At 62.5% G+C, this 22,127-nt stretch carries 21 protein-coding genes and 1 riboswitch; of the genes, 13 read left to right on the forward strand and 8 right to left on the reverse strand.

The window, feature by feature from the left end:
- Positions 1-14: 14 nt before the first annotated feature.
- Positions 15-1,112: a glycosyltransferase gene (locus HMPREF1531_RS07920; RefSeq protein ID WP_016669422.1), complete on the forward strand. Its 1,098-nt coding sequence runs from the start codon at positions 15-17 to the stop codon at positions 1,110-1,112.
- A 79-nt stretch (positions 1,113-1,191) separates the two neighbouring features.
- Here the strand turns inward: HMPREF1531_RS07920 and HMPREF1531_RS07925 are convergent, their stop codons facing one another.
- The 6 genes from HMPREF1531_RS07925 to trmB all read right to left on the reverse strand — a co-directional run bounded on the left by HMPREF1531_RS07925 (position 1,192) and on the right by trmB (position 6,497).
- Positions 1,192-2,352: a resuscitation-promoting factor gene (locus HMPREF1531_RS07925; protein ID WP_016669423.1), complete on the reverse strand. Its 1,161-nt coding sequence runs from the start codon at positions 2,350-2,352 to the stop codon at positions 1,192-1,194.
- Between the two features lie 41 nt (positions 2,353-2,393).
- Positions 2,394-3,509, reverse strand: coding sequence for a ubiquitin-like domain-containing protein (locus tag HMPREF1531_RS07930; protein WP_016669424.1), 1,116 nt, complete (start codon positions 3,507-3,509; stop codon positions 2,394-2,396).
- Positions 3,510-3,683: 174 nt separating this feature from the next.
- Positions 3,684-4,280 carry a superoxide dismutase gene (locus tag HMPREF1531_RS07935; protein WP_016669425.1) on the reverse strand — a complete coding sequence of 199 codons (597 nt, stop codon included), beginning with the start codon at positions 4,278-4,280 and terminating at the stop codon, positions 3,684-3,686.
- Positions 4,281-4,405: 125 nt separating this feature from the next.
- Positions 4,406-5,002: a class I SAM-dependent methyltransferase gene (locus HMPREF1531_RS07940; protein WP_016669426.1), complete on the reverse strand. Its 597-nt coding sequence runs from the start codon at positions 5,000-5,002 to the stop codon at positions 4,406-4,408.
- Positions 4,999-5,826, reverse strand: coding sequence for a tRNA pseudouridine(38-40) synthase TruA (truA, locus tag HMPREF1531_RS07945; protein ID WP_016669427.1), 828 nt, complete (start codon positions 5,824-5,826; stop codon positions 4,999-5,001). Before truA ends, HMPREF1531_RS07940 begins: the two co-directional genes overlap by 4 nt.
- Positions 5,823-6,497: a tRNA (guanosine(46)-N7)-methyltransferase TrmB gene (gene trmB / locus HMPREF1531_RS07950; protein WP_016669428.1), complete on the reverse strand. Its 675-nt coding sequence runs from the start codon at positions 6,495-6,497 to the stop codon at positions 5,823-5,825. Before trmB ends, truA begins: the two co-directional genes overlap by 4 nt.
- Positions 6,498-6,679: 182 nt before the next feature.
- A riboswitch (cobalamin riboswitch) is annotated at positions 6,680-6,855 on the forward strand.
- Positions 6,856-6,966: 111 nt separating this feature from the next.
- On the opposite strand from trmB, the gene HMPREF1531_RS07955 reads away from it, so the two are divergent.
- The 6 genes from HMPREF1531_RS07955 to glmM all read left to right on the forward strand — a co-directional run bounded on the left by HMPREF1531_RS07955 (position 6,967) and on the right by glmM (position 12,585).
- Complete coding sequence (locus HMPREF1531_RS07955; protein ID WP_016669429.1) at positions 6,967-8,019, forward strand: FecCD family ABC transporter permease; 1,053 nt, start codon at positions 6,967-6,969, stop codon at positions 8,017-8,019.
- Complete coding sequence (locus tag HMPREF1531_RS07960) at positions 8,016-8,798, forward strand: ABC transporter ATP-binding protein (protein WP_016669430.1); 783 nt, start codon at positions 8,016-8,018, stop codon at positions 8,796-8,798. Before HMPREF1531_RS07955 ends, HMPREF1531_RS07960 begins: the two co-directional genes overlap by 4 nt.
- A gap of 4 nt (positions 8,799-8,802) precedes the next feature.
- Positions 8,803-9,876, forward strand: a complete 1,074-nt coding sequence (locus HMPREF1531_RS07965; protein ID WP_016669431.1) for an ABC transporter substrate-binding protein — start codon at positions 8,803-8,805, stop codon at positions 9,874-9,876.
- 170 nt (positions 9,877-10,046) lie between these two features.
- The gene (gene rplM / locus HMPREF1531_RS07970; protein ID WP_036897544.1) at positions 10,047-10,490 is read left to right on the forward strand and encodes a 50S ribosomal protein L13; all 444 of its coding nucleotides are present in this window, start codon (positions 10,047-10,049) and stop codon (positions 10,488-10,490) included.
- Between the two features lie 26 nt (positions 10,491-10,516).
- Positions 10,517-11,032, forward strand: coding sequence for a 30S ribosomal protein S9 (rpsI, locus tag HMPREF1531_RS07975; protein WP_036898764.1), 516 nt, complete (start codon positions 10,517-10,519; stop codon positions 11,030-11,032).
- A gap of 200 nt (positions 11,033-11,232) precedes the next feature.
- Positions 11,233-12,585, forward strand: coding sequence for a phosphoglucosamine mutase (glmM, locus tag HMPREF1531_RS07980; protein WP_016669434.1), 1,353 nt, complete (start codon positions 11,233-11,235; stop codon positions 12,583-12,585).
- 44 nt (positions 12,586-12,629) lie between these two features.
- Here glmM and coaA read toward each other — a convergent pair whose 3' ends face one another.
- On the reverse strand, positions 12,630-13,574 hold the full coding sequence (gene coaA / locus HMPREF1531_RS07985; protein ID WP_156860222.1) for a type I pantothenate kinase: 945 nt from the start codon (positions 13,572-13,574) through the stop codon (positions 12,630-12,632).
- 36 nt (positions 13,575-13,610) lie between these two features.
- Between coaA and glmS the strand changes: the two genes are divergently transcribed.
- The 3 genes from glmS to HMPREF1531_RS08000 are packed head-to-tail and all read left to right on the forward strand — an operon-like array spanning position 13,611 to position 17,262.
- Positions 13,611-15,458: a glutamine--fructose-6-phosphate transaminase (isomerizing) gene (glmS, locus tag HMPREF1531_RS07990; RefSeq protein WP_016669436.1), complete on the forward strand. Its 1,848-nt coding sequence runs from the start codon at positions 13,611-13,613 to the stop codon at positions 15,456-15,458.
- Complete coding sequence (locus tag HMPREF1531_RS07995) at positions 15,455-15,814, forward strand: holo-ACP synthase (protein WP_016669437.1); 360 nt, start codon at positions 15,455-15,457, stop codon at positions 15,812-15,814. The genes glmS and HMPREF1531_RS07995 overlap by 4 nt, the downstream gene beginning before the upstream one ends.
- A complete protein-coding gene (locus HMPREF1531_RS08000; protein WP_016669438.1) occupies positions 15,811-17,262 on the forward strand; it encodes an NAD(P)H-hydrate epimerase in 1,452 nt (483 codons plus the stop codon). Before HMPREF1531_RS07995 ends, HMPREF1531_RS08000 begins: the two co-directional genes overlap by 4 nt.
- On the opposite strand, the gene HMPREF1531_RS08005 is transcribed toward HMPREF1531_RS08000, so the two are convergent.
- Complete coding sequence (locus tag HMPREF1531_RS08005) at positions 17,211-18,347, reverse strand: glycosyltransferase family 4 protein (RefSeq protein WP_036897547.1); 1,137 nt, start codon at positions 18,345-18,347, stop codon at positions 17,211-17,213. The genes HMPREF1531_RS08000 and HMPREF1531_RS08005 overlap by 52 nt on opposite strands.
- 150 nt (positions 18,348-18,497) lie before the next feature.
- Here HMPREF1531_RS08005 and HMPREF1531_RS08010 point away from each other — a divergent pair, with 150 nt between their 5' ends.
- Genes HMPREF1531_RS08010 through tsaB form a run of 3 tightly spaced genes read left to right on the forward strand, consistent with a single transcriptional unit; the run spans position 18,498 to position 22,125 of the window.
- Positions 18,498-20,486, forward strand: coding sequence for a DEAD/DEAH box helicase (locus HMPREF1531_RS08010; protein WP_016669440.1), 1,989 nt, complete (start codon positions 18,498-18,500; stop codon positions 20,484-20,486).
- 11 nt (positions 20,487-20,497) lie between these two features.
- Positions 20,498-21,442, forward strand: coding sequence for a tRNA (adenosine(37)-N6)-threonylcarbamoyltransferase complex ATPase subunit type 1 TsaE (gene tsaE / locus HMPREF1531_RS13320; protein ID WP_016669441.1), 945 nt, complete (start codon positions 20,498-20,500; stop codon positions 21,440-21,442).
- Entirely contained in the window at positions 21,439-22,125 is a 687-nt protein-coding gene (gene tsaB / locus HMPREF1531_RS08020; RefSeq protein WP_016669442.1) for a tRNA (adenosine(37)-N6)-threonylcarbamoyltransferase complex dimerization subunit type 1 TsaB, read from the forward strand. Before tsaE ends, tsaB begins: the two co-directional genes overlap by 4 nt.
- Positions 22,126-22,127: the final 2 nt, after the last annotated feature.

Consider the following 22,127-nt stretch of genomic DNA (forward strand, 5'->3'; position numbering starts at 1 on the left):
CACCAGGAGGACAAATGCCGGCGCTGCGCATCGCTCAAGTGGCCAATTTTGTCTCACCGACCTCGGGGGGGATGAAGGTCGCCATTGATCAACTAGGCCGGGGGTATGCCGCCGCGGGTGCTGAGCGGCTGCTGCTCATCCCCGGCGAGACCGATCGGACCACCGTTACCGATGCCGGGACGATCGTTGAGGTGGGGGCGCCGAAGATCTCCTCTTCGTACCGGATGATCCTTGATCTCAAGGCCGCTCGTGCTGCCTTGGAATCCTTCGGGCCCACTTCCATCGAGTGTTCCGACAAATGGTCGCTCACTCGGCTGTCGACCTGGGCTGCCCAGCACAGGGTTGGAACGGTATTGCTCAGCCACGAGCGGCTTGAGGAGATGGCCACCGATTGGGTTGGGCACGGTGCAGTGGTGCGTTCCGCGGTGCGTGCCTGGAACCGGCGACTGGCCGATCGCTTCGATATCGTCGTGGTGACCTCCCGGTACTCAGGGGTGGAGTTCGAGCGGATCGGTGCCCACCCCCACTTGGTGCCACTCGGCGTGGATCTGGACAATTTCCATCCCTCGAAGGGGCATCCTCCCGGCATCGGCCCGGTGCAGCTCGTCCACGTCGGGCGCATGTCCCACGAGAAATACCCGCAATTGGCGGTGGCCTCTGCGGTCGAATTGCACCGAAGAGGAGTCGGCTTCCAATTGAACATGTACGGAACCGGTCCGGACATTGACTCCCTACGCAAGCTGGCTGGCGATGCACCCGTCAAGTTTCATGGGCTGATCGCAGATCGTGCGGAGGTGGCGCGCAGGCTCGCCGCAAGCGACATTTCGCTGTCGGTGTGCCCCACCGAAACCTTCGGGCTGGCGCTGCTCGAAGCACTCGCCTGCGGGACTCCCGTCATCACCGCCGACCGTGGAGGGGCCCGGGAACTCGTCGATGAGAGCTGCGCAGGGTGGGGGAGCCCAGATGCAATTTCCATTGCCGATGCCGTGGAAAACCTCATCGCCAGGCGCAGCCGCAGCCTGCGGCACGCGGCCCGGAGCCGCGCCGAGCAGTATCCTTGGTCGGCGAGCGTGGAGCGGATGCTCGACATCCATGCGACCGTGACCTATTGAGGGCGCACGATATTGGCAATGCAACAGGGGTGGCACCACTGTGGTGCCACCCCTGTTGGGTGATGAGGGATTATATCTCCTAGCGAAGACCAAGACGCGAGGTGCATGCGGGCCAGGCACCCCAACCCTGGGCGGCCTGTACCTTGGTGGCGATGGCGATCTGCTGCTCGCGGGTGGCCAGGTGAGCAGACGGCGCATAGGCGCCGCCACCGAAACCGAGCCAAGTCTGCGTGGTGAACTGGAGACCACCATAGAAGCCGTTGCCGGTGTTGATGGCCCAGTTGCCGCCCGACTCGCACTGGGCGATGGCATCCCACACCGAGCCGTCGCCGACGGCCGGAGCCGGGGCACCGGTGTTGCCGCCACTGTTGCCGCCACCCGAGGAATTGCCGCCACCGGAGTTGGCAGCAGCCTGCTTGGTGCCGACGGTGACCTTCTTGTCGACCGGAGCCTTGATAACCTCCTCGGAGATCACGGTGCGTGATTCCTCGACCCCGTCGACGGTCACGATCTCTAAGGTGACTTTCTTCTCACCCTCGACACCAGGAGTGGTGACCTCCTTCGTGCCTGCGGGCTTGGTGTCATCTTTGGTCTCAATGACTTGATAGTCCATCACTTGGCTCTCGGTGGTCTGAGTCTTGGCCACCCGCTGCACGCTGATTGCCAGACCAGCGGTGATCGGGGTGTCCGCTGCCGGGTTCACCCGGTCAAATTCGCCGAGGGTGATATTCAACTCGGCGAGCAGGGCACCCACCGTGTCGGCAGTGGACTTCGGGGTGATGGTCTGCCCGTCGACGGTCACGGTGACATCCTTGTTGGTCGTCGCGGTCAACGATAGTCCCTCACGTCCCAGTTTCATGGAGCGATCGACGGAGAGCTTCGCGGCATCGGCCCGGAGCCCGAACTCGTTGAGGGCTTCGTCGAGGCTGGTCCTGGTGGTCCAGAACGACTTCTCCTCGCCGTCCAGGGTCACCTTCACCAGCCGGGCGTAGCGCACCTCAATGACATCGCCGTCGTCGATCTTTTCATCGGCGTGGGGTGAGACCTCGTCGCGAGCACCGAGCTCGACCTTCTGAGATGCCAGGACATCGGAGACCGTGGAGCCCCAGACATCCACCTCGGAAGAAACTCCGTCGACGGTGAGGGTGACATCCTTGTTGACTGCGGATGCGACGGCCCCGAGGCCGAGCGATGTGGCGGCCACGCCTCCGGCGATGGCTGCAACAAGTGACTTCTTCATGTGTCGAACCTTTCGGGTGGGTTCAGGCAGGGATCGGGATGTCAGTACCAACCGGTGGCGTTGGAGTGCGCAAGCGCCTGCTGCCACCCACCGTAGACGGTCTTCACGTAATTGTCTCCCCACTTGAGTGCGACGATGGGATCGTTCCAGTTCGGGCCGAGCTTGGAGCAGGGAAGTGCCTGAACGAGTCCGCACGCTCCGGAGGATGCGTTGACTGCATTGGGATTCCACGTGGATTCGCGGGTGATCAGCTTGTCGACGGCATCCCAGTCGGACTGGGCGATGCCTGCGGCCTCCATCCAGTCCTTCTTCGATCCGGATGCAGAGGGTTCCTTGATGCCTACGGTCACTTCCTCGGTGACCGGCTGGGCAGTGACATTCTCGGCCAGGGCAGTGCGGGATTCCTCGACCCCGTCGACGTAGGTGATTTGCCATGTGACGGTTCGTGCACCATCGGTGCCCGAGGCGGTGACTTTCTCAATGCCCTTTGTCAGGTTTGCATCCTCGGTCTTCTTCACCTCGTGCGGGATGACCTCGTCAACTGTCTGTTCGACGACCGACACGCGTTGGACGGTGATCGTCACGCCATTGGTTACCTCGGAGTCCAAGGCTGGAGTGACCCGGTCGGACGGGTTCACGGTGATCCCGGATTCGGCGAGCACGTTGGCAACTGTTTTCGCCGAGGAGGTGGAGGTGAGGTTTTGACCGTCGACGGTGACCCGGACGCCCTTAGGTAAGGTGGCGTCGAAGGTGAGGCCTTCGCGGCCCAGCGGGGTGGAGCGGTCAACAGATAGCCGGGCGTCAATATCGTGCAGACCGACTTCTTTGAGTGCTTCGTCGAGGGTGGTTGCTGTGGTCCAGGTTCTCGATTCGACGCCGTCGATGGTGATCTTCAGTTGACGGGCGTAACGCACCTCAATGGTGTCGCCGTCCGAAACCTGCGTATTCGATGACGGATAGAGCTCGTCGTGGTCGCCGAGTTCGATGTTCTGCGACTTGACGGCGTCGGCGACCGTGGTTCCCCAGAAATTCACCTGGGTGCTCTGGCCATCGACGGTGAGCAGTACGGACTTGTCGAAGGCGGATGCTGCCCCTCCGAGGCCGATGGAGGTGGCAGCTGTGATGCCCGCTGCCACCAGTGCTGTCGACTTCTTCATGCTTCTCCGTGGTCGGGTTCCCCTGACGGCCGCTTTGGCCAGTGGTAAAAAGTCTATGCGAAATCTGAGAATCTTCCAAGAAGAAATTGAGAAACGTATTAAAATGCCTTGTCGCTCCGATTGAAGTGGATTGCCCCCGCCAATCATGGCGGGGGCAATCGATACGGCATCGTCTCAGCGGGCAGCGGCGAAGCGCTCTGCGACATCTGTCCAGTTGATGATGTTCCAGAAGGCGGTCACGTAGTCAGCCTTGACGTTCTTGTACTGCAGGTAGAAGGCGTGCTCCCACATGTCAAGCAGCAGCAGCGGCACCTGGCCGACCGGTATGTTGCCCTGCTGATCGTAGAAGGCGAGGGTGTTCAGCCGCTGGCCGAGCGGATCGTAGACCAGTGCGCCCCAGCCAGAGCCCTGGATGGACTTGGCGGCCTCGGAGAACTGGGCCCTGAAGGCGTCGAAGGAGCCAAAGAACTCGTCGATGGCCGCAGCGAGTTCGCCCTGCGGGCGCTCGGGGGCGTTGGGTGCGAGATTCTTCCAGAAGACGGAGTGGTTGGTGTGGCCGCCGAGGTTGAAGGCCAGGTCCTTCTCCAGCTTGGAGATCGCACCGAAGTCGCCCTTCTCCCGGGCCTCGGCAAGTTTCTCGAGGGCGGTGTTGGCGCCGGCGACGTAGGCCGCGTGGTGCTTGTCGTGGTGGAGCTGCATGATTTCACCGGAGATGTGCGGCTCGAGAGCACCGTAATCGTAGTCGAGTTCGGGCAGGGTGTAGATGGCCATCTGGATGCTCCTTCTGGTCGGATGGGCATTGAGTCGAACAACACTGTTGATCCGATTATTCCCACGGTGAAAAGAGCCCCAATGGGTGATTGCCCGCCAGCTGACGGTTCACTGATGCCGAAGCGTCAGCCGCGACTAACTTCCAGAACCCGGAATCCCTTGGCCGACGCGACCTTGATGGCCTGCCAGCCTTGCCCCACGAGCCACTTGGTGAGCGAATCAGCGCCCAGGTTCCTGCCCACCACTAGACGGGCAATGCCGTCATCGGTGAGGCGGGGCAACCAGGTCGTGAGTAGGTCATGGAGGGCCTGTTTGCCGATCCTGATCGGGGGATTCGACCAGATTTCGTCGTAGCGGATCTCGGGAGCCACCTGAGCGGGTTCCAGTGCATGCACCCGGTCGCCGACCCCGGCACGTTGGGCATTCTCCGTGGTCAGTTGCAAGGCTAGGAGGTTCACATCGACGGCATCCACATGGGCGGTGGGGCAGTGAGTGGCCAAGGCGACGGCGATCGGTCCGAAGCCGCACCCCAGGTCGAGAAGCCGTGCCAGGTTGCCGGTGGGTGGGTGGGTCTGCTTGAACAGAACGAGGGTGCCTAGGTCGAGCCGGTGAGCTGAGAACACCCCAGGGGCTGAAGTGAAGTGATGATCGACCCCCCAAATGGTGGCCCGCACCTCATGGCGGGTCCCATCGTCGCTGGAGGTGGTGAAGTAATGGCTCATCGTTGCTCCAATTCACTGCGAAGACGCCGGACCCGTGAGGCTGCCGCCCGCTCGGCGAGTCCATCGTCGCCGGGGTAGCCGACCTCCTCCAGACACAGGCCCTTGGCGGGCATCACATGAATCTCTCCACAGCGGGTGCTCATCACCGCGGTGCGAGCCAGCCAGTCCAGATCGCGACGCCCGCTGCCGACCGCGGTGATCGCCCCCACCAGGGAACGCACCATCGAGTGACAGAAGGCATCTGCGCTCACCGTCACCATGATGGTGCCGCATTCGTCGTCGAGGCGTTTTAAATGGAAGGTCTTGAGATCGCGGATAGTCGTGGCGCCCTCGCGATATTTGGCGAAGGGGGCGAAATCGCGTAACCCGAGCAAAGTGGCGGCCCCTTGGTTCATTGCATCCAGGTCCAACTCGCCCGAGACCTTGGTCACTAAGTGGCGTAGCAGGGGATCGGGACGTGAGAGGTCATCCCACAGCCGGTAGGCATAACGTCGCCACAGTGCAGAGAAACGGGCATCGAAACCCGCTGCGGCCGGTGCAAAACCCGAGATAACGATGTCTGGTGGCAGTGCCTTGATCAAGGCGCATGCTAGGTGTTCACCGTCATGATCATCGGGCAGATCGACGTGGGCCACCTGCCCGCGGGCGTGAACCCCGGCATCGGTGCGCCCTGCGACGGTGAGCGCCACCGGCTCGGGGGAACGCGATATTCGGGCGATCCAAGTTTCCAATTCTCCCTGCACGGTGCGCAGCCCGGGTTGTGTGGCCCAGCCATGGAAGCCGGTGCCGTCGTAGGCCAGATCGATCCGCCAGCGCTTGGTCATGGGATCCTCTGGAAGGTGAGGTCGCGTACCGGGCGCCCCGCGGTGATTCCGCGTTTCTCGAAACGGGTCAGGGGCCGGGAGGGCGGACGTGGCGCCCAGTCCGGGTGCTCATTGCCCAGTCCGGGGGTATTGCTCGCCACTTTCAGCATCTGGTTGGCATAGTCGGGCCAATCGGTGGCCATCCGCCATACCCCGCCGGGAGCGAGCCGGGATGCGACCAGCGCCGCGAATTCTGGGTTGATCAGGCGACGCTTGTGGTGGCGCTTCTTGTGCCAGGGGTCGGGGAAGTAGACGCAGATCTCGTCGATACTGCCTGGTGAGAACAGCTGACGTAACCCCTGCACGCCATCGACCATGAGGATGCGCACATTGCCGATATTTGCTGCCTCCAGTTTCAAGAGGGTCGATGCGACTGCGGCCTCATAGACCTCAAAAGCGATCAGACGCGCCATCGGATTGGCCTGTGCCCGGGCGAGCAGGGCCTCGCCGGTGCCTGAACCGATCTCCACCATCAGTGAGTGCTCATCGTCAGGCGATTCGGTGCGGAAGAACTCTTTGTCCCAGTCGACGGTGGCATCCTTAGCCAGCGAGGTTCGCAGGTCGCCGGTTGGTAGCTGGATGAAATAACGCTCGGCTAATCGCCGCATCCCACTGGCCTGGGATCGGTTCATGCGCGAACTTCTCCTCACATAGGAGACGATCCCGCGGTGTGGTTGATCCGGCATGGCAATAGGGTAACGGCGTACCCCGCGAGGTCGCGATCAGGAGCTTGCGGACAAGGTCTGATGGCAACAAATGCAGCGTTAGTTGGCAACACGAAGCACGCTCCGAGTGATTGGATCGGGTAATAGGGTACATTAACGGGCGAATTGACCGTATCCAGACACGGATGCGTGGGAATCCGGTGAGAATCCGGAGCTGACGCGCAGCGGTGATGGGGACGATTCCGACACAACCACTGGTGTGTACCGGGAAGGGTCGGGACCGGACGAACCAAGCCCGAAGACCTGTCAATTCGTCGTTTCGTTGGAAGGCCCCGCGCACAGGGCCCGAAATGAGGATGTTGCCCATGGCCAAGTTCTCTTCTGGTGTTCCATCGCGCGATTTGTCCGGCAGCCGGGCATCGGGGCGTCGGCAGCAATGAACGGCCACGGTGTGCGGAAGCGCCCCTCCACCGTGTTGTTGACCGGGGCGCTCGCGCTCATGCTTGTGGCGGCGTTGGTGGTGTCTCTTGTCTTCGGGTCGGAATCGATTTCCTTGGAAGAGGTGCTGGAGGTATTGCACGGCAGATTCACCGGGCATCCCCTCGGCTCCGGCTACGACACCATCATCTGGGAGTTGCGCATCCCGCGGAGTCTGTTGGCGGCGATCGCCGGGGCAGGCCTGTCCCTGGCCGGAGCAGGCATGCAGACTTTGGTCCGCAATCCCTTGGCTGATCCATACCTGCTGGGTCTGTCTGCGGGGGCATCGGTGGGGGCGACTTCGGTGATTGTGATCGGCACATTCTCCGCCTTCGGCGTGTGGGCCCTATCGGTGGGCGCGCTGATCGGTGCCCTGGGTGCCGCAGTTGCTGTCTACCTGGTGGCGCAGGCCCAAGGTGGCTTGACGCCCCTGCGACTGGTGCTTTCCGGGGTCGTGATGAGTGCCGCGTTCAACGCGATTTCTGCGCTGATGGTCTTTCTCTCCGACGACAACCGGGCAGCGACCTCGGTGATGTTCTGGAGCCTTGGATCGGTGGCCGGGGCCACGTGGGTTAAGTTGATCTTCCCGGTGGTGGTGCTGGTCGTGGTGGGGATCTTGATGATGGTGTTCAGCGGGTGGCTGGATGCCATGGCTGCCGGACCGGCGACTGCCACCGCGCTAGGGGTTCCAGTGATCGCAACGCGCAACGGTTTGTTCGTGGCCATGGGTGTTCTGGTCGGTGCTCTTGTCGCGGTGAGTGGCGGTATTGGCTTCGTTGGGCTGATCGTTCCCCACGCAGCCCGGATGGTTGTCGGTGCCCTGCACCGAAACGTGCTGCCTGTCTCGGCGGTGGGGGGAGCGCTGTTTATGGTGCTCGTGGACATCATCGCCCGTGTCGTGGTGGCGCCCCAGGAGATCCCCTTGGGCGTGGTCACCGGGGTCATCGGCGCTCCCATGTTCCTGTTCCTCATGGGCCGTAGGTCTTATGCCTTCGGAGGCCGCGACTCATGAATGGACACGTCCCCGATGTGCGTTTGCGGGATGTCACTGCCTCGATCGGCTCCCACATGGTCGTGTCCGGGGTCAGCTTCGAGGTACCGGCTGGATGCAAGGCGGCAATCGTCGGCACCAATGGAGCGGGCAAGTCGACGCTGTTGCGCGCCATGGCCGCGATCAACCCACCCACCAGTGGGACGGTACTGGTTGGCGGTGAGGACATCGCCCGCATGAAGCATCGTCAACGAGCCAAGACGATCTCCTTCGTCAGCCAGGAGGAGGGGCCGCCGGCCGATCTCACCTTGGCCGAGATGGTCTCCTTGGGCAGGCTCCCGCACCGTCCGCCGTGGGCCGTCGACGCCGGACGGGAGAAGGACATCGTCACATTCGCCCTGGAAGTGGTGGGTATGGCGGACAGACTCGATGTGTCGTGTGATCGGCTCTCTGGCGGAGAACGGCGCAGGGCGATGATCGCGCGTGGCCTGGCCCAACGATGCCCGGTCCTCATGTTGGACGAACCCACTAACCATCTGGACATTGCCTGGACGATCCGGGTGCTTGATGCACTGTCTGAGTTTGATGCGACAGTGATCGCAGTCATCCACGACCTCGATCTGGTGCTGCGGCATTTCGATCTCGTCGCAGTCCTGCACGATCACCGGCTGCTGGCCTTTGGACCTCCGGTCGAGGTCATTACGACCGAACTGATGGCTGGAGCCTTCGGTGTGTCTGCTGTGCAGGTCGCTCACCCATTGACTGACGCCAATCATCTACTCGTCAGCAGGAAGGAATGACAACGTGAAAAGGAATAAGGCCGCCATCGGCGCGGCAGGGGCACTTGCCCTGGCTTTGTTGGCCACTGGCTGCTCCGGTGGTGCGGGCAAGGATTCGAGCACATCGGCGGCCAGCGTGACCGTGGAAAACTGCGGTGAGCAGGTCACCTACAACTACCCGGTGACCAAGCTGTTCGTGAACGACGGGAACATCATCTCCATCGCGCTGGCCGCCGGTGCCGCCGACCAGATCACCGCGGTCAGCTCCCTGCAGCGTGACAAGGATGTGCTGAGTCTCAAGTACGGGGATGCCGTCGGTGAACTGAAGCAGGTTGCGGAGAAGTACCCGAGTCTTGAGAACGTGATCGCAGCCGACCCTCAGGTGATGTTCGCAGGCTGGGGATACGGCTTCAAGGAATCCGACGGGCTGACACCTGATCAACTCGCCGAGAAGGGCATCAAGACCTACCTGCTCAGCGAGACCTGCCGACAGGCCGACGGTAACCGCGGCACCATGGAACCGTGGAATGCCTTGACCACCGACATCAGCAACATCGGTGAGATAACCGGCAACAAGCAGACCGCGCAGGATACCGTCGCCGACATTGAGGCCCGCGTCAAGGCTCTGGAATCCGCTCAACGTGCCGAGCAGATGCCGAAGGCCTTCCTATTCGATTCAGCCTCGGAGACTATCTTCTCTTCGGGACGTTTCGGGGCGCCACAGGCCATGATGAACAGTGCCGGGGTGAGTAATGTGCTGTCAGACGTGGACGACACCTGGACCTCCGTGAGTTGGGAGCGGCTTGCTAATTCAGACCCTGACATCATTTTCTTCGTCGACTACCCGGGACAAAGCTACGAGGAGAAAATCAACGCGCTGGAGTCCAACCCGGCATCCCAGAACTTGAAGGCCGTCAAGGAGAAGCGCTACGTGAATTTGCCCTACGCGATGTGGACCTCCGGCCCGCTGAACGTCGATGGAGCGGAGTACATCCGCCAAGCCTTGGAGCACTGGAATCTCCAGCCCGCCAGCGACATTAAGCCCGGCGTGGACATCACCAAGTTGAGTGATCTGCCGGGCAACGAGTGGCTGCGTTGAGCAGATGAACGTGGGAGACGACCGGTTGCCGCGCGCTAGGTTTGGCGATCCAGCAGCTTGTGGGATAACCTTGACGCCGGTCGTCCCCGCGCGAGGCTTGCAGCTTCGGGTCCCAGGAAGAATGGGGGCGTCCTTTCAGTCGTGTTTCAACAACGGAAGACGGACACACCGTGACTACCTACAGCCCGAAGCCTGGTGATCTCACTAGGAATTGGCTCGTGATCGACGCCACCGATGTCGTACTCGGACGTCTGGCCACCACCGTGGCCAGCCTCCTGCGTGGCAAGAACAAGCCGACCTACGCGCCGCACATGGACGGCGGCGACTTCGTCATCGTCGTGAACGCTGGCAAGGTTGCCCTGACCGGCAAAAAAGCCACTGATTCTCTGCGCTACACCGTCTCCGGTCGCCCCGGCGGCATGCGGGTGCGCACTGCCGGTGAGCTGCGTGAAAATGACGCCCGCAAGCTTGTCGAGCGTGCTGTGTGGGGCATGATGCCCAAGAACAAGCTATCGCGTCAGCAGATGACCAAGCTCAAGGTCTATTCCGGACCCGAGCACCCGCACGCTGCACAGAAGCCGCAGCCCTACGAGATCACCCAGATCGCACAGTGAGCGCCGACAAGATCGAGGATTTGAACGTGACCGAGAACGTGACCGAAATCGAAGAGACCGGCACCACGCCGTTCGTCGATGAGCAGAACCGCGAAATTGCCTACCGTTCCGAGGCCGTCGGCAGCGCCGCATCCGCCGAGCGATCCGCCGTCATCGCCGCAGGGCAGGGAACCGGCCGCCGCAAGGAAGCTGTTGCCAGGGTGCGCTTGGTGCCCGGTTCGGGCAAGTGGCAGATCAACGGTCGTACTCTTGAGGAATACTTCCCCAACAAGGTACACCAACAACTGATCAACGGGCCGCTGACGACCGCCGGGGTTGTTGACGCCTACGATGTCATCGCCCGCATTGGCGGCGGTGGCGTCACCGGCCAGGCCGGTGCTCTCCAGTTGGGCATTGCCCGCGCGTTGAACGCCATCGACCGTGAGGCCTCTCGCCCCGCGTTGAAAAAGGCTGGCTTGCTGACCCGCGATGCCCGAGTCAAGGAACGCAAGAAGGCCGGTTTGAAGAAGGCCCGCAAGGCCCCCCAATACTCGAAGCGCTGACCCTTCGACCTTGTGCAAGGGGGTGGCCAGGCCAGTTCGGTCAGGTCACCCCCTTTCCGTAGCCTTCTATCGGCGGATGCGATCATTCGCGACGAGGCAAACTGGCCGGAGCGGACGCTATTGTTCCGGGTGTTTCTGATCCGGGATCGGGATGGAATACCGGGTCGGGAGAGAGCCTATGGGCGATAGACTTCCCCACCATGGCGAGACTTTTTGGTACCGATGGGGTTCGTGGCATCGCGAACCGTGAACTGACTGCAGAACTTGCGCTGGAGCTATCCATCGCAGCCGCCCGGGTACTGGGGGAGACCGGTGCCTTCCGGGAACGGCGACCGGTGGCCTTAGTCGGTCGCGACACTCGCATTTCGGGCGAGTTCCTGGCGGCAGCCGTGTGCGCCGGATTGGCCAGCGCTGGAGTCGATGTCGTGGATGTCGGCGTGGTGCCCACCCCCGGGCTCGCCTACCTGGTCAACACCGAAGGAGCCGACCTGGGCGTCATGCTGTCCGCATCCCACAACCCGATGCCAGACAACGGCATCAAATTCTTCCAGCGAGGCGGGGTGAAGCTCGACGACTTCTTGGAGGACCAGATCGAGGAGCGCCTGGAAAGTCCTTGGGAACGACCGACTGGAGCGGATGTCGGCCATGTCACCGCCGACGACGGCACCCTTCTGCACCGCTACGTCGACTACTTGGTGGCCTCCTTGGGGGGAATCTCTCTCGCCGGACTGAAGATCGTCGTCGACGGAGCCAACGGAGCGGCTGCGTTGACCGCCGTGCCCGCCTTCACCGCAGCGGGGGCCGAGGTCATCGGCATGAACATCACCCCCACCGGCCTCAACATCAACGACAAGGCCGGTTCCACCCACATGGATGGGTTGCAGGCTGCGGTCGTCGAGCATGGTGCGATGCTTGGCGTCGCCCTTGACGGGGATGCCGATCGTTGCCTGGCTGTTGATGCCTCCGGGAATCTGGTCGACGGTGACAAGATTATGGCCATTCTTGCGGTCGAGTTGAAGGCTCAGGGCAAGCTGCACAACGACACCCTGGTGGCGACGATCATGTCCAATCTCGGCCTGATCAACGCCATGCGGGAACATGGAATCCACGTCGAACAGACCCGGGTCGGCGACCGTTACGTGCTGGAAGCCATGGGGGCCGATGGATTCACCCTCGGCGGGGAACAATCCGGACACGTCATCATCTCGGAGTACGCCAATACCGGCGACGGGGTGCTGACTGCTCTCCATTTGGCTGCCGCGATGGCGACCTCCGGGAAATCTGTTGCCGAGCTCGCTTCGATCATGACCTCCTTGCCACAGGTGATGATCAACGTCCCGAATGTTGACAAGATGCGGGCTGGAGTCGATCCGGAGATCACCCAGGCCGTGACCGCGGCCAACAAGGAACTGGGCAACGGGGGACGCGTCGTGCTGCGCCCTTCGGGTACCGAACCGCTAGTGCGTGTCATGGTGGAGGCCACCACTGACGAACAGGCCCGGGAGATCGCCGAACGGCTTGCTGGGCTAGTGGCACACCGCCTGGCCCTGTGACCATGAGATGACTTGCCTCGGTCCGGGCGATGCTGGGCCAGGCTTCAGATTTTGCGGATGCGGATCTCGGAGATCACGTGGTCGGCACCTTTGTGCAAGATGGCGGTTGCCCGTTCTCTGGACGGTTTGATGTTGAGTCGCAGGTTCGGCTCATTGGTGTTCGACCAGAATCCCTCGGCTATCGCCATCGCCTGTTCGTCGGGCATCTCGGCGACCGACCGGAACGCTGAATCTGGATCACGGAAAGCCGATTCCCGAAGGGCTGCGAAGCGGGACATGAACCATGACCTGATGTGCTCGACGTTGGCGTCGACATACACCGAGTAGTCGAGGAAATCGCTGATCGCCAAGGAATCGGTGCCCAGCGGTGCCTGTTGAAGGACGTTCAACCCCTCGATGATCAGTACATCTGGTTTCTCCATCACCTGGCGCTCCCCGGGCACCACATCCGAGCGGACGTGGGAGTAGACTGGAGTTTCGACGCGGTCTACTCCCGATTTCACCCGGATGAGAAAATTTAATAGGCCTTCGCGGTCATAGGTCTCTGGAAAACCTTTCCGCGTCATCAACCCACGGGCTTCCAACTCGGCGTTGGGTAACAGAAACCCGTCGGTGGGTAGCAATTCCACTCGGGGATGGTCTGGCGCCCGGGAGATCAGCTCACGAAGCAGGCGGGCAGCCGTCGACTTTCCCACCGCCACCGAACCCGCGACGGCGATCACGAAAGGCGTCGAGGTGGCGGAAATGTCCAGATAGTCATTGAGGTCGCGATACATTCCCTTGTGATGCCGCCGATGAAGGTTGATCATCTCGACCAGCGGGAGATAAACCTCGGCGACATCGCGTTCATTGGTCGGATCCTGCAAAGAACGCAACCGGTCGAGTGTTCCCGCATCAAGGGACATTTCCGAATCTCTGGCGAGGGTCGCCCATGCCTCGCGTGGCAAGGTCACCCATGGTGTAGCTCGGTTCTCGGCGGCCGTAGTCACCGCATCAGCGTAGCCCACCCCTTAGACTCTTGTGATATGTGCGGAATCATCGGATACGTCGGCCCCCAGGATGCCCAGCAGGTGATCCTCGATGGCCTGGCAAGAATGGAGTACCGAGGCTACGACTCGGCTGGGGTGGCCGTGGTGGCTGATGGACGGCTGGCCTGGGCGAAGAAAGCTGGCAAACTAGCTAATCTGCGCAGTGAACTTGAAATAGCCCCGATCCCCAAGGCCCACCAGGGCATCGGGCACACCCGCTGGGCCACCCATGGCGCTCCCGTCGATGTGAACGCCCATCCACACGTGTCGAATGATGCTGCTGTCGCCATCGTGCACAATGGGATCATTGAGAACTTCGCCGAACTGCGTGCTGAGCTTGAGGCCTCCGGCGTCACCTTCACATCCGAGACCGACTCCGAAGTGGCGGCCCACCTCCTGTCGCGGGAACTCGCCCGTACCGGAGAACTGCTGCCCGCCATCTGCGCGGTGGCAGATCTGCTCTCCGGCGCATTCACCTTGGTCGGAATAACTGCAGACAAACCTGGCGAGGTCGTCGCTGCCCGTCGTAACTCGCCCTTGGTCGTCGGTGTGGGGCAGGGAGAAAACTTTCTCGCATCCGATGTACTAGCTTTCATTGCGCACACTCGTGAGGTAATCGAACTCGGGCAGGATCAGGCTGTGCTCATCACCCCCACGCGGATCACCGTTACCAACTTCGACGGGACCCCGGCCGAGACAAACACCTACCACGTCGACTGGGACACTTCTGCCGCCGAGAAGGGCGGCTACGACTGGTTCATGCGCAAGGAGATCTTCGAACAGCCCAAGGCTGTGGCCGATACCCTGCTGGGGCGCTACAACGCTCGTAGGGAACTGGTGCTCGACGAGATGCGCGGTATCTCCCCGGAAGACTTGCGCCGGATCAACAAGATCGTGATCGTCGCCTGCGGCACCGCCTACTACGCAGGAATGGTCGCCAAATATGCTGTGGAGCATTGGACCAGGGTGCCCTGTGAGGTGGAGGTGGCCTCCGAGTTCCGCTACCGTGATCCGATCATCGACCCACAGACCCTGTGCGTGACCATCTCTCAGTCAGGTGAAACTGCAGATACTTTGATGGCCATCCGGCATGCCCGGGAGCAGGGCGCCAAGGTGATCGCCATCTGTAACACCAATGGTTCGACGATCCCGCGGGAATCAGATGCGGTGATCTACACTCACGCTGGCCCGGAGATCGGTGTTGCATCCACGAAGGGCTTCCTCACCCAGGTCGCCGCCTGTTACCTGCTGGGTCTCTATCTGGCCCAGGTGCGAGGCATGAAGTATTCCGACGAGATCTTCACCATCACCAACGAACTAGAGCGGGTGCCCGGACTAGTGCAGGAACTGCTCGACCGGGCCGAGGAGATCTACGACCTGGCCCATCAGCTGGCTGGACAGAAGCATTTCATCTTCCTGGGACGCCACGTCGGCTACCCGGTAGCCCTGGAGGGCGCGCTGAAGTTGAAAGAAATCGCCTACCAGCACGCCGAGGGATTCGCAGCCGGTGAGTTGAAACACGGGCCAATCGCGATCATTGAGCCGGGCATGCCGGTGTTCATCATTGTCCCACCCAGCGGTCGCGATCAGCTGCGAGACAAGGTACTTTCCAATATCCAGGAGGTTCAGGCCCGGGGCGGGCGGGCGATCGTCCTGGTCGAAGCGGGCGACCAGGAGGCCGCGAATCGTGCTGACCAACTGATCGAATTGCCGCACGTATCCACGCTGCTGCAACCCTTGGTGGCTACGGTCCCGCTTCAGCTGTTCGCCTGCGAGCTGGCCGCAACCTTGGGCCACGACGTCGATCAGCCCCGCAACCTGGCCAAGTCGGTGACGGTCGAATGATCGCCGGAGTCGGGGTGGACATCTGTTCGGTGGACCGAATGGCGGCGATGATCACCAGGCATCCGGGCATCGTGGCGCGACTGTTCACCCCGGCCGAATCTGAAGGGCGCACTACCGAACAGCTGGCCGCCCGGTTCGCGGCCAAGGAAGCCCTCGCCAAGGCCTTGGGTGCCCCCGCAGGCCTGGGTTGGCACGAGGTCAAGGTTATGACGGGGGACGATGGAGCGCCTACCATGGTGCTGAGCGGTGGCGTTGCCGCACGAGCCGCGCAGTTGCGGATCGGCAGAGTCCATCTTTCGATGAGCCATGACGGTGGTCTGGCCACGGCATTTGTAGTTTGTGAGGAACATCAGTGATCGGAATCCACAGTGTCCAGCAAATCAGGGCTGCCGAAGTCGAGTTTGAGTCCCGCAACCCTGACATCAGCCTGATGCAGCGTGCGGCCCTCAAGGTGGCCGAGCGTGCGATGCAGATGGCGCCCAAAGGCACCATCTTGGTTGCCGTGGGCCCGGGAAACAACGGCGGCGACGGTCTCTACGCCGTGCGCGAGTTGATGAAGATGGGCCGCCACGTGCTGGTGTGGCAAGTGACGGACAAGGCCCACCCCGGTGGGGTCATCGCAGCACGTCAACTTGGTGCACGGTTCATGAACACCCTCGCAGTGATGCGTCAGTTGCCGGAGATCTCTCTGGTCATCGACGCTGTTGTCGGGCTGGGCTCCCACAGGGGGCTGTCGGAAGAGATGATCATTTTCGCCGAGGAGGTGCGCACCCTATCCATTCCAGTACTCGCCGTGGATATTCCTTCTGGCCTGGATCCGGATTCCCATCTGGCCCCTGAGCACGCCGTCCACGCGAACTGGACAGTGGTCTTTTCCGCTCCCCAACTGTGTCACCTAGCTCAGCCGGCGGCATCCTATTGTGGCGATGTCGAGATCATTGATCTGGGTTGTGAGCTACCTGACACCGACATCCAGCAGATGCAGCGGGTCGACGTCGCTAGGTGGTGGCCATGGCCAACCCAGTACGCCGACAAGTATTCTCGTGGCGGCCTGGGTATCGACACCGGCTCGGACCGCTACCCGGGTGCTGCGATCCTGTCGGTCACTGGTGCCGTCTTCTCCGGGGCGGGTATCCTGCGGTTCAGCGGTCCTCCTTCGTGCGCGGACATGGTGGTACGTCGCCAGCCCTCGGTGACCATCGGACGGGGACGCGTCCAAGCTTGGCTGGTTGGCTGCGGGTGGGGCGACGGACCGGAGAACGAGCACCGTCTCGACCACGTCCTGGAGGCGGGCATTCCGGCAGTCGTCGACGCGGAAGCCCTAGTGCACATACCTGCTGCCCTTCCCGAGGGGTGGCTGATGACCCCGCACGCCGGTGAGTTGGCGACAATTATGGGGGTCAAGCGCGCCGAGGTTGTGGCCGATCCGATCAGGCATGCCCGCGAGGCCGCAAAGCGATGGAAAACCACTGTCCTGCTGAAGGGCGCCACCCAGTACATCGCCGAGGAAAACGGCAGGGTCACCTTGGCCATCCCCGGCCCGGCATGGACTGCCCAAGCCGGTTCCGGTGACGTGCTCGCCGGCATCTGCGGTACCCTCATGGCCGCCGGACTGCCTGCTTGGAAGGCCGCATCAATGGGAGCCTCGGTGCAGGCAATGGCCGCAACCCATCGCCCCGGCCCTTATCCGCCCGAACGGCAGGCCGAGGTGATTCCCGAAGTGCTCGCGCATTTGGCGGGGGTGATCGGGGATCAGGCGATTCTGGCGGGTAATCTCACTCCCAACTCGATCGCCGTCGCGTAGTGGTCGAGCAGTTGGTCGCAGACCTGCGGCCAACTGCGATGTTGCACCATTGAACGTGCCGTGCGGCCGAAAGCAGCGCGCTTGTAGCCGTCACCTACTAGGTCGATGACCTTGGCCCGCATATCGGTGAGGTCACCGGGGGCATACAGCCATCCATTGTGCGAGGGGGAGACCAGATCGACCGGGCCACCTCGCCGTGGGGCGATCACTGGTAGCCCACTGGCCTGCGCCTCTTGGATCGCCTGGCCGAAGGTCTCCATTTCGCCAGGGTGGACGAACAGGTCCATTGAGGCCAGATGACGGGGCAAATCCTCACCGGTGCGCACTCCGGTGAATACGGCCTGAGGTATCGCTTTCTCTAGTTTGGCGCGCTCCGGTCCGTCACCGACGATGACCATGCGCACTCCGGGAATCCCGGACAGCGCAGTCAGGTCGCTGACCTGCTTCTCGCTGCCCAACCGGCCCATATAACCGACTACGATCTCCCCATTGGGGGCCCAAGCAGCATGCAACCGTTCGTCGCGTTTGGCCGGGGTGAACCGGACGGTGTCCACACCGCGACCCCAGATCGCCAAACGGGAAAAGCCGTGGCCCATCAGTTCATCGTGGGTCCAGGTTGAGGGAGCAAGGTTGATCGTCGCCATGTTGTGCAGCGAACGCAGGTGGTGCCAGAACAGCGGTTCGGTGAGCGAGTAACCGTACTGGCCCAAGTAATTTGGGATGTCGGTCTGGTAAAGAGCAATCGACGGGATGCCCAGGGCTGCGGCGGCCAACACGCCCTTGTGGCCGAGGACCACCGGGGCAGCCAGGTGGACGACGTCGGGGGCGAACACCTTCAACTGGGTGGTCAGATGGTGCTTGGAGGTCATCGACACTCGCAGGTCCGGGTACCAGGGAAGGGTGAACGAGGGGGTGGTGACCACGGGGAAGCCTGCGTACTGGGTGGGAACCCCGCGAGGGTCGTCCGGGGCAATCACCAGAGCCTGATGGCCCTCATGGCCCAAGTGCTCCAAGACCCGCAGAACGGAATTCGTGACACCGTTGAGAGAAGGCAGGAAGCACTCTGCCACAAACGCGACACGCACATGGCAATGGTACGCGGTTCGGGAACCGACTCCTGGTTGCAACGATGGCAACATGGTCAACAAGTTACGTGGACAGGTTTGTGGGGGGCAAGGTACCGTGTCCGGGTTAGGGCTCAAACGGTGGCCCCACAGTCTTTCCAGGGGAGCTTCATGGCCGACGTGCCGAGCCCAGATGTCCATTCCGATCAGACCTTTGCAGCCCTTGGCCTGCCTGGGGAACTCGTTGCTGCCCTTGATGCGCAACAGATCACCGAGCCATTCCCGATCCAGTCCGCGACGATTCCCGATTCCTTGGCCGGACATGACCTATTGGGCAGAGGCCAGACCGGATCGGGCAAGACTTTGGCTTTCGCCCTTCCGACCCTTGCCCGTCTCAGTGCAGGAACTCGTCCCGGTCGTTCCCCGCGTGCGGTGATCCTGTCACCGACCCGGGAACTTGCCATGCAGATTGCCGATGTCATCCAGCCCCTGGCCCGTCGGATGGGGTTGTTCTCTGTGCTGGTTGCCGGGGGTATGAAATATGGTCCCCAGCTGAAGATGCTGGAGCGAGGGGTGGACATCATCGTGGCCACCCCCGGCCGGATGATCGATCTCATTGAGCGGGGTGCAGCCGATCTGTCATCGGTCGAGGTGGCTGTGCTCGACGAGGCCGACGAGATGTGCGACATGGGCTTCTTCGAGGAAGTCACCGCCATCTGGGATCGGATTCCCGCAAAGGCCCAGCATCTGCTGTTCTCCGCCACCCTCGACGACGAGGTGCAGCAGATCGCCGAGAAATACCTGGATGACCCAGTGGAACACGGCGTTGATCCGGGCAAGGCAACGGTCACGACGATGGAGCATCGCATCTGGGTCGTGCATCCTCTCGACAAATTCGAGATCGCATCAATGGTGGCCAACCGTGAAGGCCGAACCTTGGTCTTTGTACGTACTCAGATGGATGCGGAGAAGATGGGCCAATACCTGCGCCGACACGGGTTGATGGCCGGTGCCCTGCACGGCGGAATGCGCCAGGGGGCCCGGTCGCGGGTAATGGATGCCTTCCGGCGCGGCGACCTGCCGGTTCTGGTGGCAACCGATGTCGCGGCCCGCGGCATTGATGTCAACGATGTCTCCTTGGTGCTTCAGGCCGACATCGCCCACGATGCGAAGGACTACTTGCACCGGGCTGGGCGCACGGCCCGCGCCGGAACTGACGGACAGGTGATCTCCTTCGTCGCCCCACGACAGCGCCGACGCATGGATCAGATCTCCCGACAGGTTGGCCTGACTTCGAAAAATGTCCGGGTCCGGCTCGGAGATGAAACCTTGGCGGATTTCGAAGCTCCTAGTGGGGAGCCGATCGCTGACGACAGTTACGAGGCTGTGTTGTGGCCCCCGCGCCCGGGACGCCGAGGTCGTAGCGGCAGGGGATCCGGGCGCCGGGGATCACGGGAGGAAACGCGGCGGGCTCGACGGGAAATCAACCGGGAGGCCGATCACGGTGAGTTGCGCAGGGCGCGGCGTCCCCGGAGCGGGGACTCTCGCTGCGATGGGATGGGACCGAGCATTGATCCGGTGATCGAACAGGCCTCGGTGGCTCCCCGGCGTAGTTCTGGCAAGGACCTCGCCGACGAACTCCTTGAGTATGATCGCAGCCTGCGGGACCCCGAAGCTCGCCAGCGGGGGTCACATCATGATCGCTATGCTGCCGTCTCCCGCTCCCGCCGCTGGGGCGATCGCCGCCGCAACACCAATGAACAGGATCGAGGCCGGGGAAAACGCTCTGACTCGGCAGAACGTAGTGGATTGCGTGGGCGGGGACTGCGGGATCGCCGCGGATGGTCCGCGGACCGGGAGACTGAATGGACTCCACAGGAACGTGGACGTGACCGGGCGCGGCAACGCAAGACTCGCAGTTACCGACCGGGCGGGCGCGAGAGGCGCTACGACGACTTGGGCAGCGATTGGCGGTTCCGGCGGCGTGATGACCAGGGCTTTGAAGGCCGGGATCGCTTCGATCGTGATCGCGGGACCAAGGACCGGGAATCCCGGGGTTCGTTGCGTGGCGGAAAGGCTAGCGGCGGTAGAGAACGTGGTAAGAGTGCACCGCCGCACACCCGGGGTCAGGAATTCGGTCGCCGCAATCGCCGGGCGTAGGATTTCGGGTCGTGAACGATTCACAATCGCAGGTGCACCTGCGACTGGCCAATCGGGATGATGCAGGGCTGATGCTCGGCATCATCGTCTCGGCCTTCTCTACCCGCCGGGTGCTGGACCCGCCGACGGATGCGCTGTCGGACACTGTCGAGGTGGTGCGGGCTCGTCTCGACGGTCAACTCGGCATCATTGCCAGCGTCGAGGATACCGCGGTTGGTTGTTTGTTCCTGGCGCTGGACCGGAAACGACGCATCGGGACTATGCATCGGGTGAGTGTGCTCCCGGAGACACGGCGTCACGGGGTCGCCACCCACTTGGCCACAGCGGCAGCAGAACTCGCGGTCGATGCCGAGATGACCTCTCTGCAACTGGTCGCCCGACGGGAACTCCCCGAAGTTATCGGCTGGTGGGGCACTCACGGTTTCCGGACGATCTCGCAGATCGATGAGCACAACCTGCTCCTCGGCATTGAGCTTCCAGCGCGGATCAAGGTCCCCACTAGCGAGGCCATGGCCTCCTTGGGGAACAAACTCGCCGGGGTGCTGCGTGGGGGAGATGTCATCGTTGCAAACGGGGACCTCGGTGCCGGGAAGACGACCTTAGCCCAAGGGCTGGGGCAAGGGTTGTCGGTCAGCGGACCAATTACCTCACCCACCTTCGTGATCAGCCGCATCCATCCCTCGCGGACTGGCCCGCAGCTGGTCCATGTTGATGCCTACCGGCTGGCCTCGGCGGCCGAGATTGATGACTTGGACCTCGACGACTCGCTGACCGGTTCGGTGACCTTCATCGAATGGGGCGCCGGACTCGTCGAGCAACTGTCGGCGGATCGTCTGGAGATAGACATTGAACGCAGCCCAGACATCGACGACAACACACGCACCGTCACCATTCGCGCCGTCGGTTCCCGCTGGGCTGACGTAGACCTGCACGCCCTGTTCTCGGAGGAACTGTGAGCACATGGACCCTGGTCATCGACACCGCCACCGGAATCAACATCGGGTTGGCTCACGATGGTGTCGGCGTCGATGCGCGTACTGATACTGATTCACGACGTCACGTGGAGCGTCTTCAACCAATGATCGCTGGGTTACTGGCCGCCCACGCTATCACCGCCTCTGATCTGGGAAGCATCGGGGTGGGTGTGGGGCCTGGGCCGTTCACCGGGCTGCGCATTGGAATCGTTACTGCCCGCACTCTAGGACTGGTCGCGGGTGTCGCGGTGCGGGGGTTCGTGACCCTCGACGCCATCGCCCTCACCGCCCGGGCTGCGGGCAGGGTGAATGGGGGAGAGTTCGCCGTGATCACTGATGCTCGTCGTAGGGAGCTATACTGGGCCACCTATACCGCCGAGGGTGTACGGACGAGCGGCCCGAAGGTGAGTGCCCCCGGCCATATACCGGATCTGCCGGTGATCGGTCCCGGCATTGAGGCGTTCCCCGAGGTCTTCGCCCACCGGGCTGTGCTTGATGCCCGCCACCATCTTGACGCGGCTCTTATTGCGGCGCGGCTCGGTGAACTCGTCGACGAGGGGCTGGAGCCCCAGTACTTGCGTTCTCCGGATGCTGAGATTCCTAGAACTCGCAAATCCACCCTGGCCCCGGGAAGGCTCAGGCTACCGGAGGGAGCGCTGGGATGATC

The sequence above is a fragment of the Propionibacterium sp. oral taxon 192 str. F0372 genome, assembly GCF_000413315.1.
Classification (GTDB): Bacteria; Actinomycetota; Actinomycetes; order Propionibacteriales; family Propionibacteriaceae; genus Brooklawnia.

What these genes read in the sequence shown, in the direction of transcription:
- HMPREF1531_RS07920 (WP_016669422.1), top strand. Translation starts at nt 15, where the DNA reads ATGCCGGCGCTGCGCATCGCTCAAGTGGCCAATTTTGTCTCACCGACC.
- HMPREF1531_RS07925 (WP_016669423.1), bottom strand. Translation starts at nt 2,352, where the DNA reads ATGAAGAAGTCACTTGTTGCAGCCATCGCCGGAGGCGTGGCCGCCACA.
- HMPREF1531_RS07930 (WP_016669424.1), bottom strand. Translation starts at nt 3,509, where the DNA reads ATGAAGAAGTCGACAGCACTGGTGGCAGCGGGCATCACAGCTGCCACC.
- HMPREF1531_RS07935 (WP_016669425.1), bottom strand. Translation starts at nt 4,280, where the DNA reads ATGGCCATCTACACCCTGCCCGAACTCGACTACGATTACGGTGCTCTC.
- HMPREF1531_RS07940 (WP_016669426.1), bottom strand. Translation starts at nt 5,002, where the DNA reads ATGAGCCATTACTTCACCACCTCCAGCGACGATGGGACCCGCCATGAG.
- truA (WP_016669427.1), bottom strand. Translation starts at nt 5,826, where the DNA reads ATGACCAAGCGCTGGCGGATCGATCTGGCCTACGACGGCACCGGCTTC.
- trmB (WP_016669428.1), bottom strand. Translation starts at nt 6,497, where the DNA reads ATGAACCGATCCCAGGCCAGTGGGATGCGGCGATTAGCCGAGCGTTAT.
- HMPREF1531_RS07955 (WP_016669429.1), top strand. Translation starts at nt 6,967, where the DNA reads ATGAACGGCCACGGTGTGCGGAAGCGCCCCTCCACCGTGTTGTTGACC.
- HMPREF1531_RS07960 (WP_016669430.1), top strand. Translation starts at nt 8,016, where the DNA reads ATGAATGGACACGTCCCCGATGTGCGTTTGCGGGATGTCACTGCCTCG.
- glmM (WP_016669434.1), top strand. Translation starts at nt 11,233, where the DNA reads ATGGCGAGACTTTTTGGTACCGATGGGGTTCGTGGCATCGCGAACCGT.
- glmS (WP_016669436.1), top strand. Translation starts at nt 13,611, where the DNA reads ATGTGCGGAATCATCGGATACGTCGGCCCCCAGGATGCCCAGCAGGTG.
- HMPREF1531_RS07995 (WP_016669437.1), top strand. Translation starts at nt 15,455, where the DNA reads ATGATCGCCGGAGTCGGGGTGGACATCTGTTCGGTGGACCGAATGGCG.
- HMPREF1531_RS08010 (WP_016669440.1), top strand. Translation starts at nt 18,498, where the DNA reads ATGGCCGACGTGCCGAGCCCAGATGTCCATTCCGATCAGACCTTTGCA.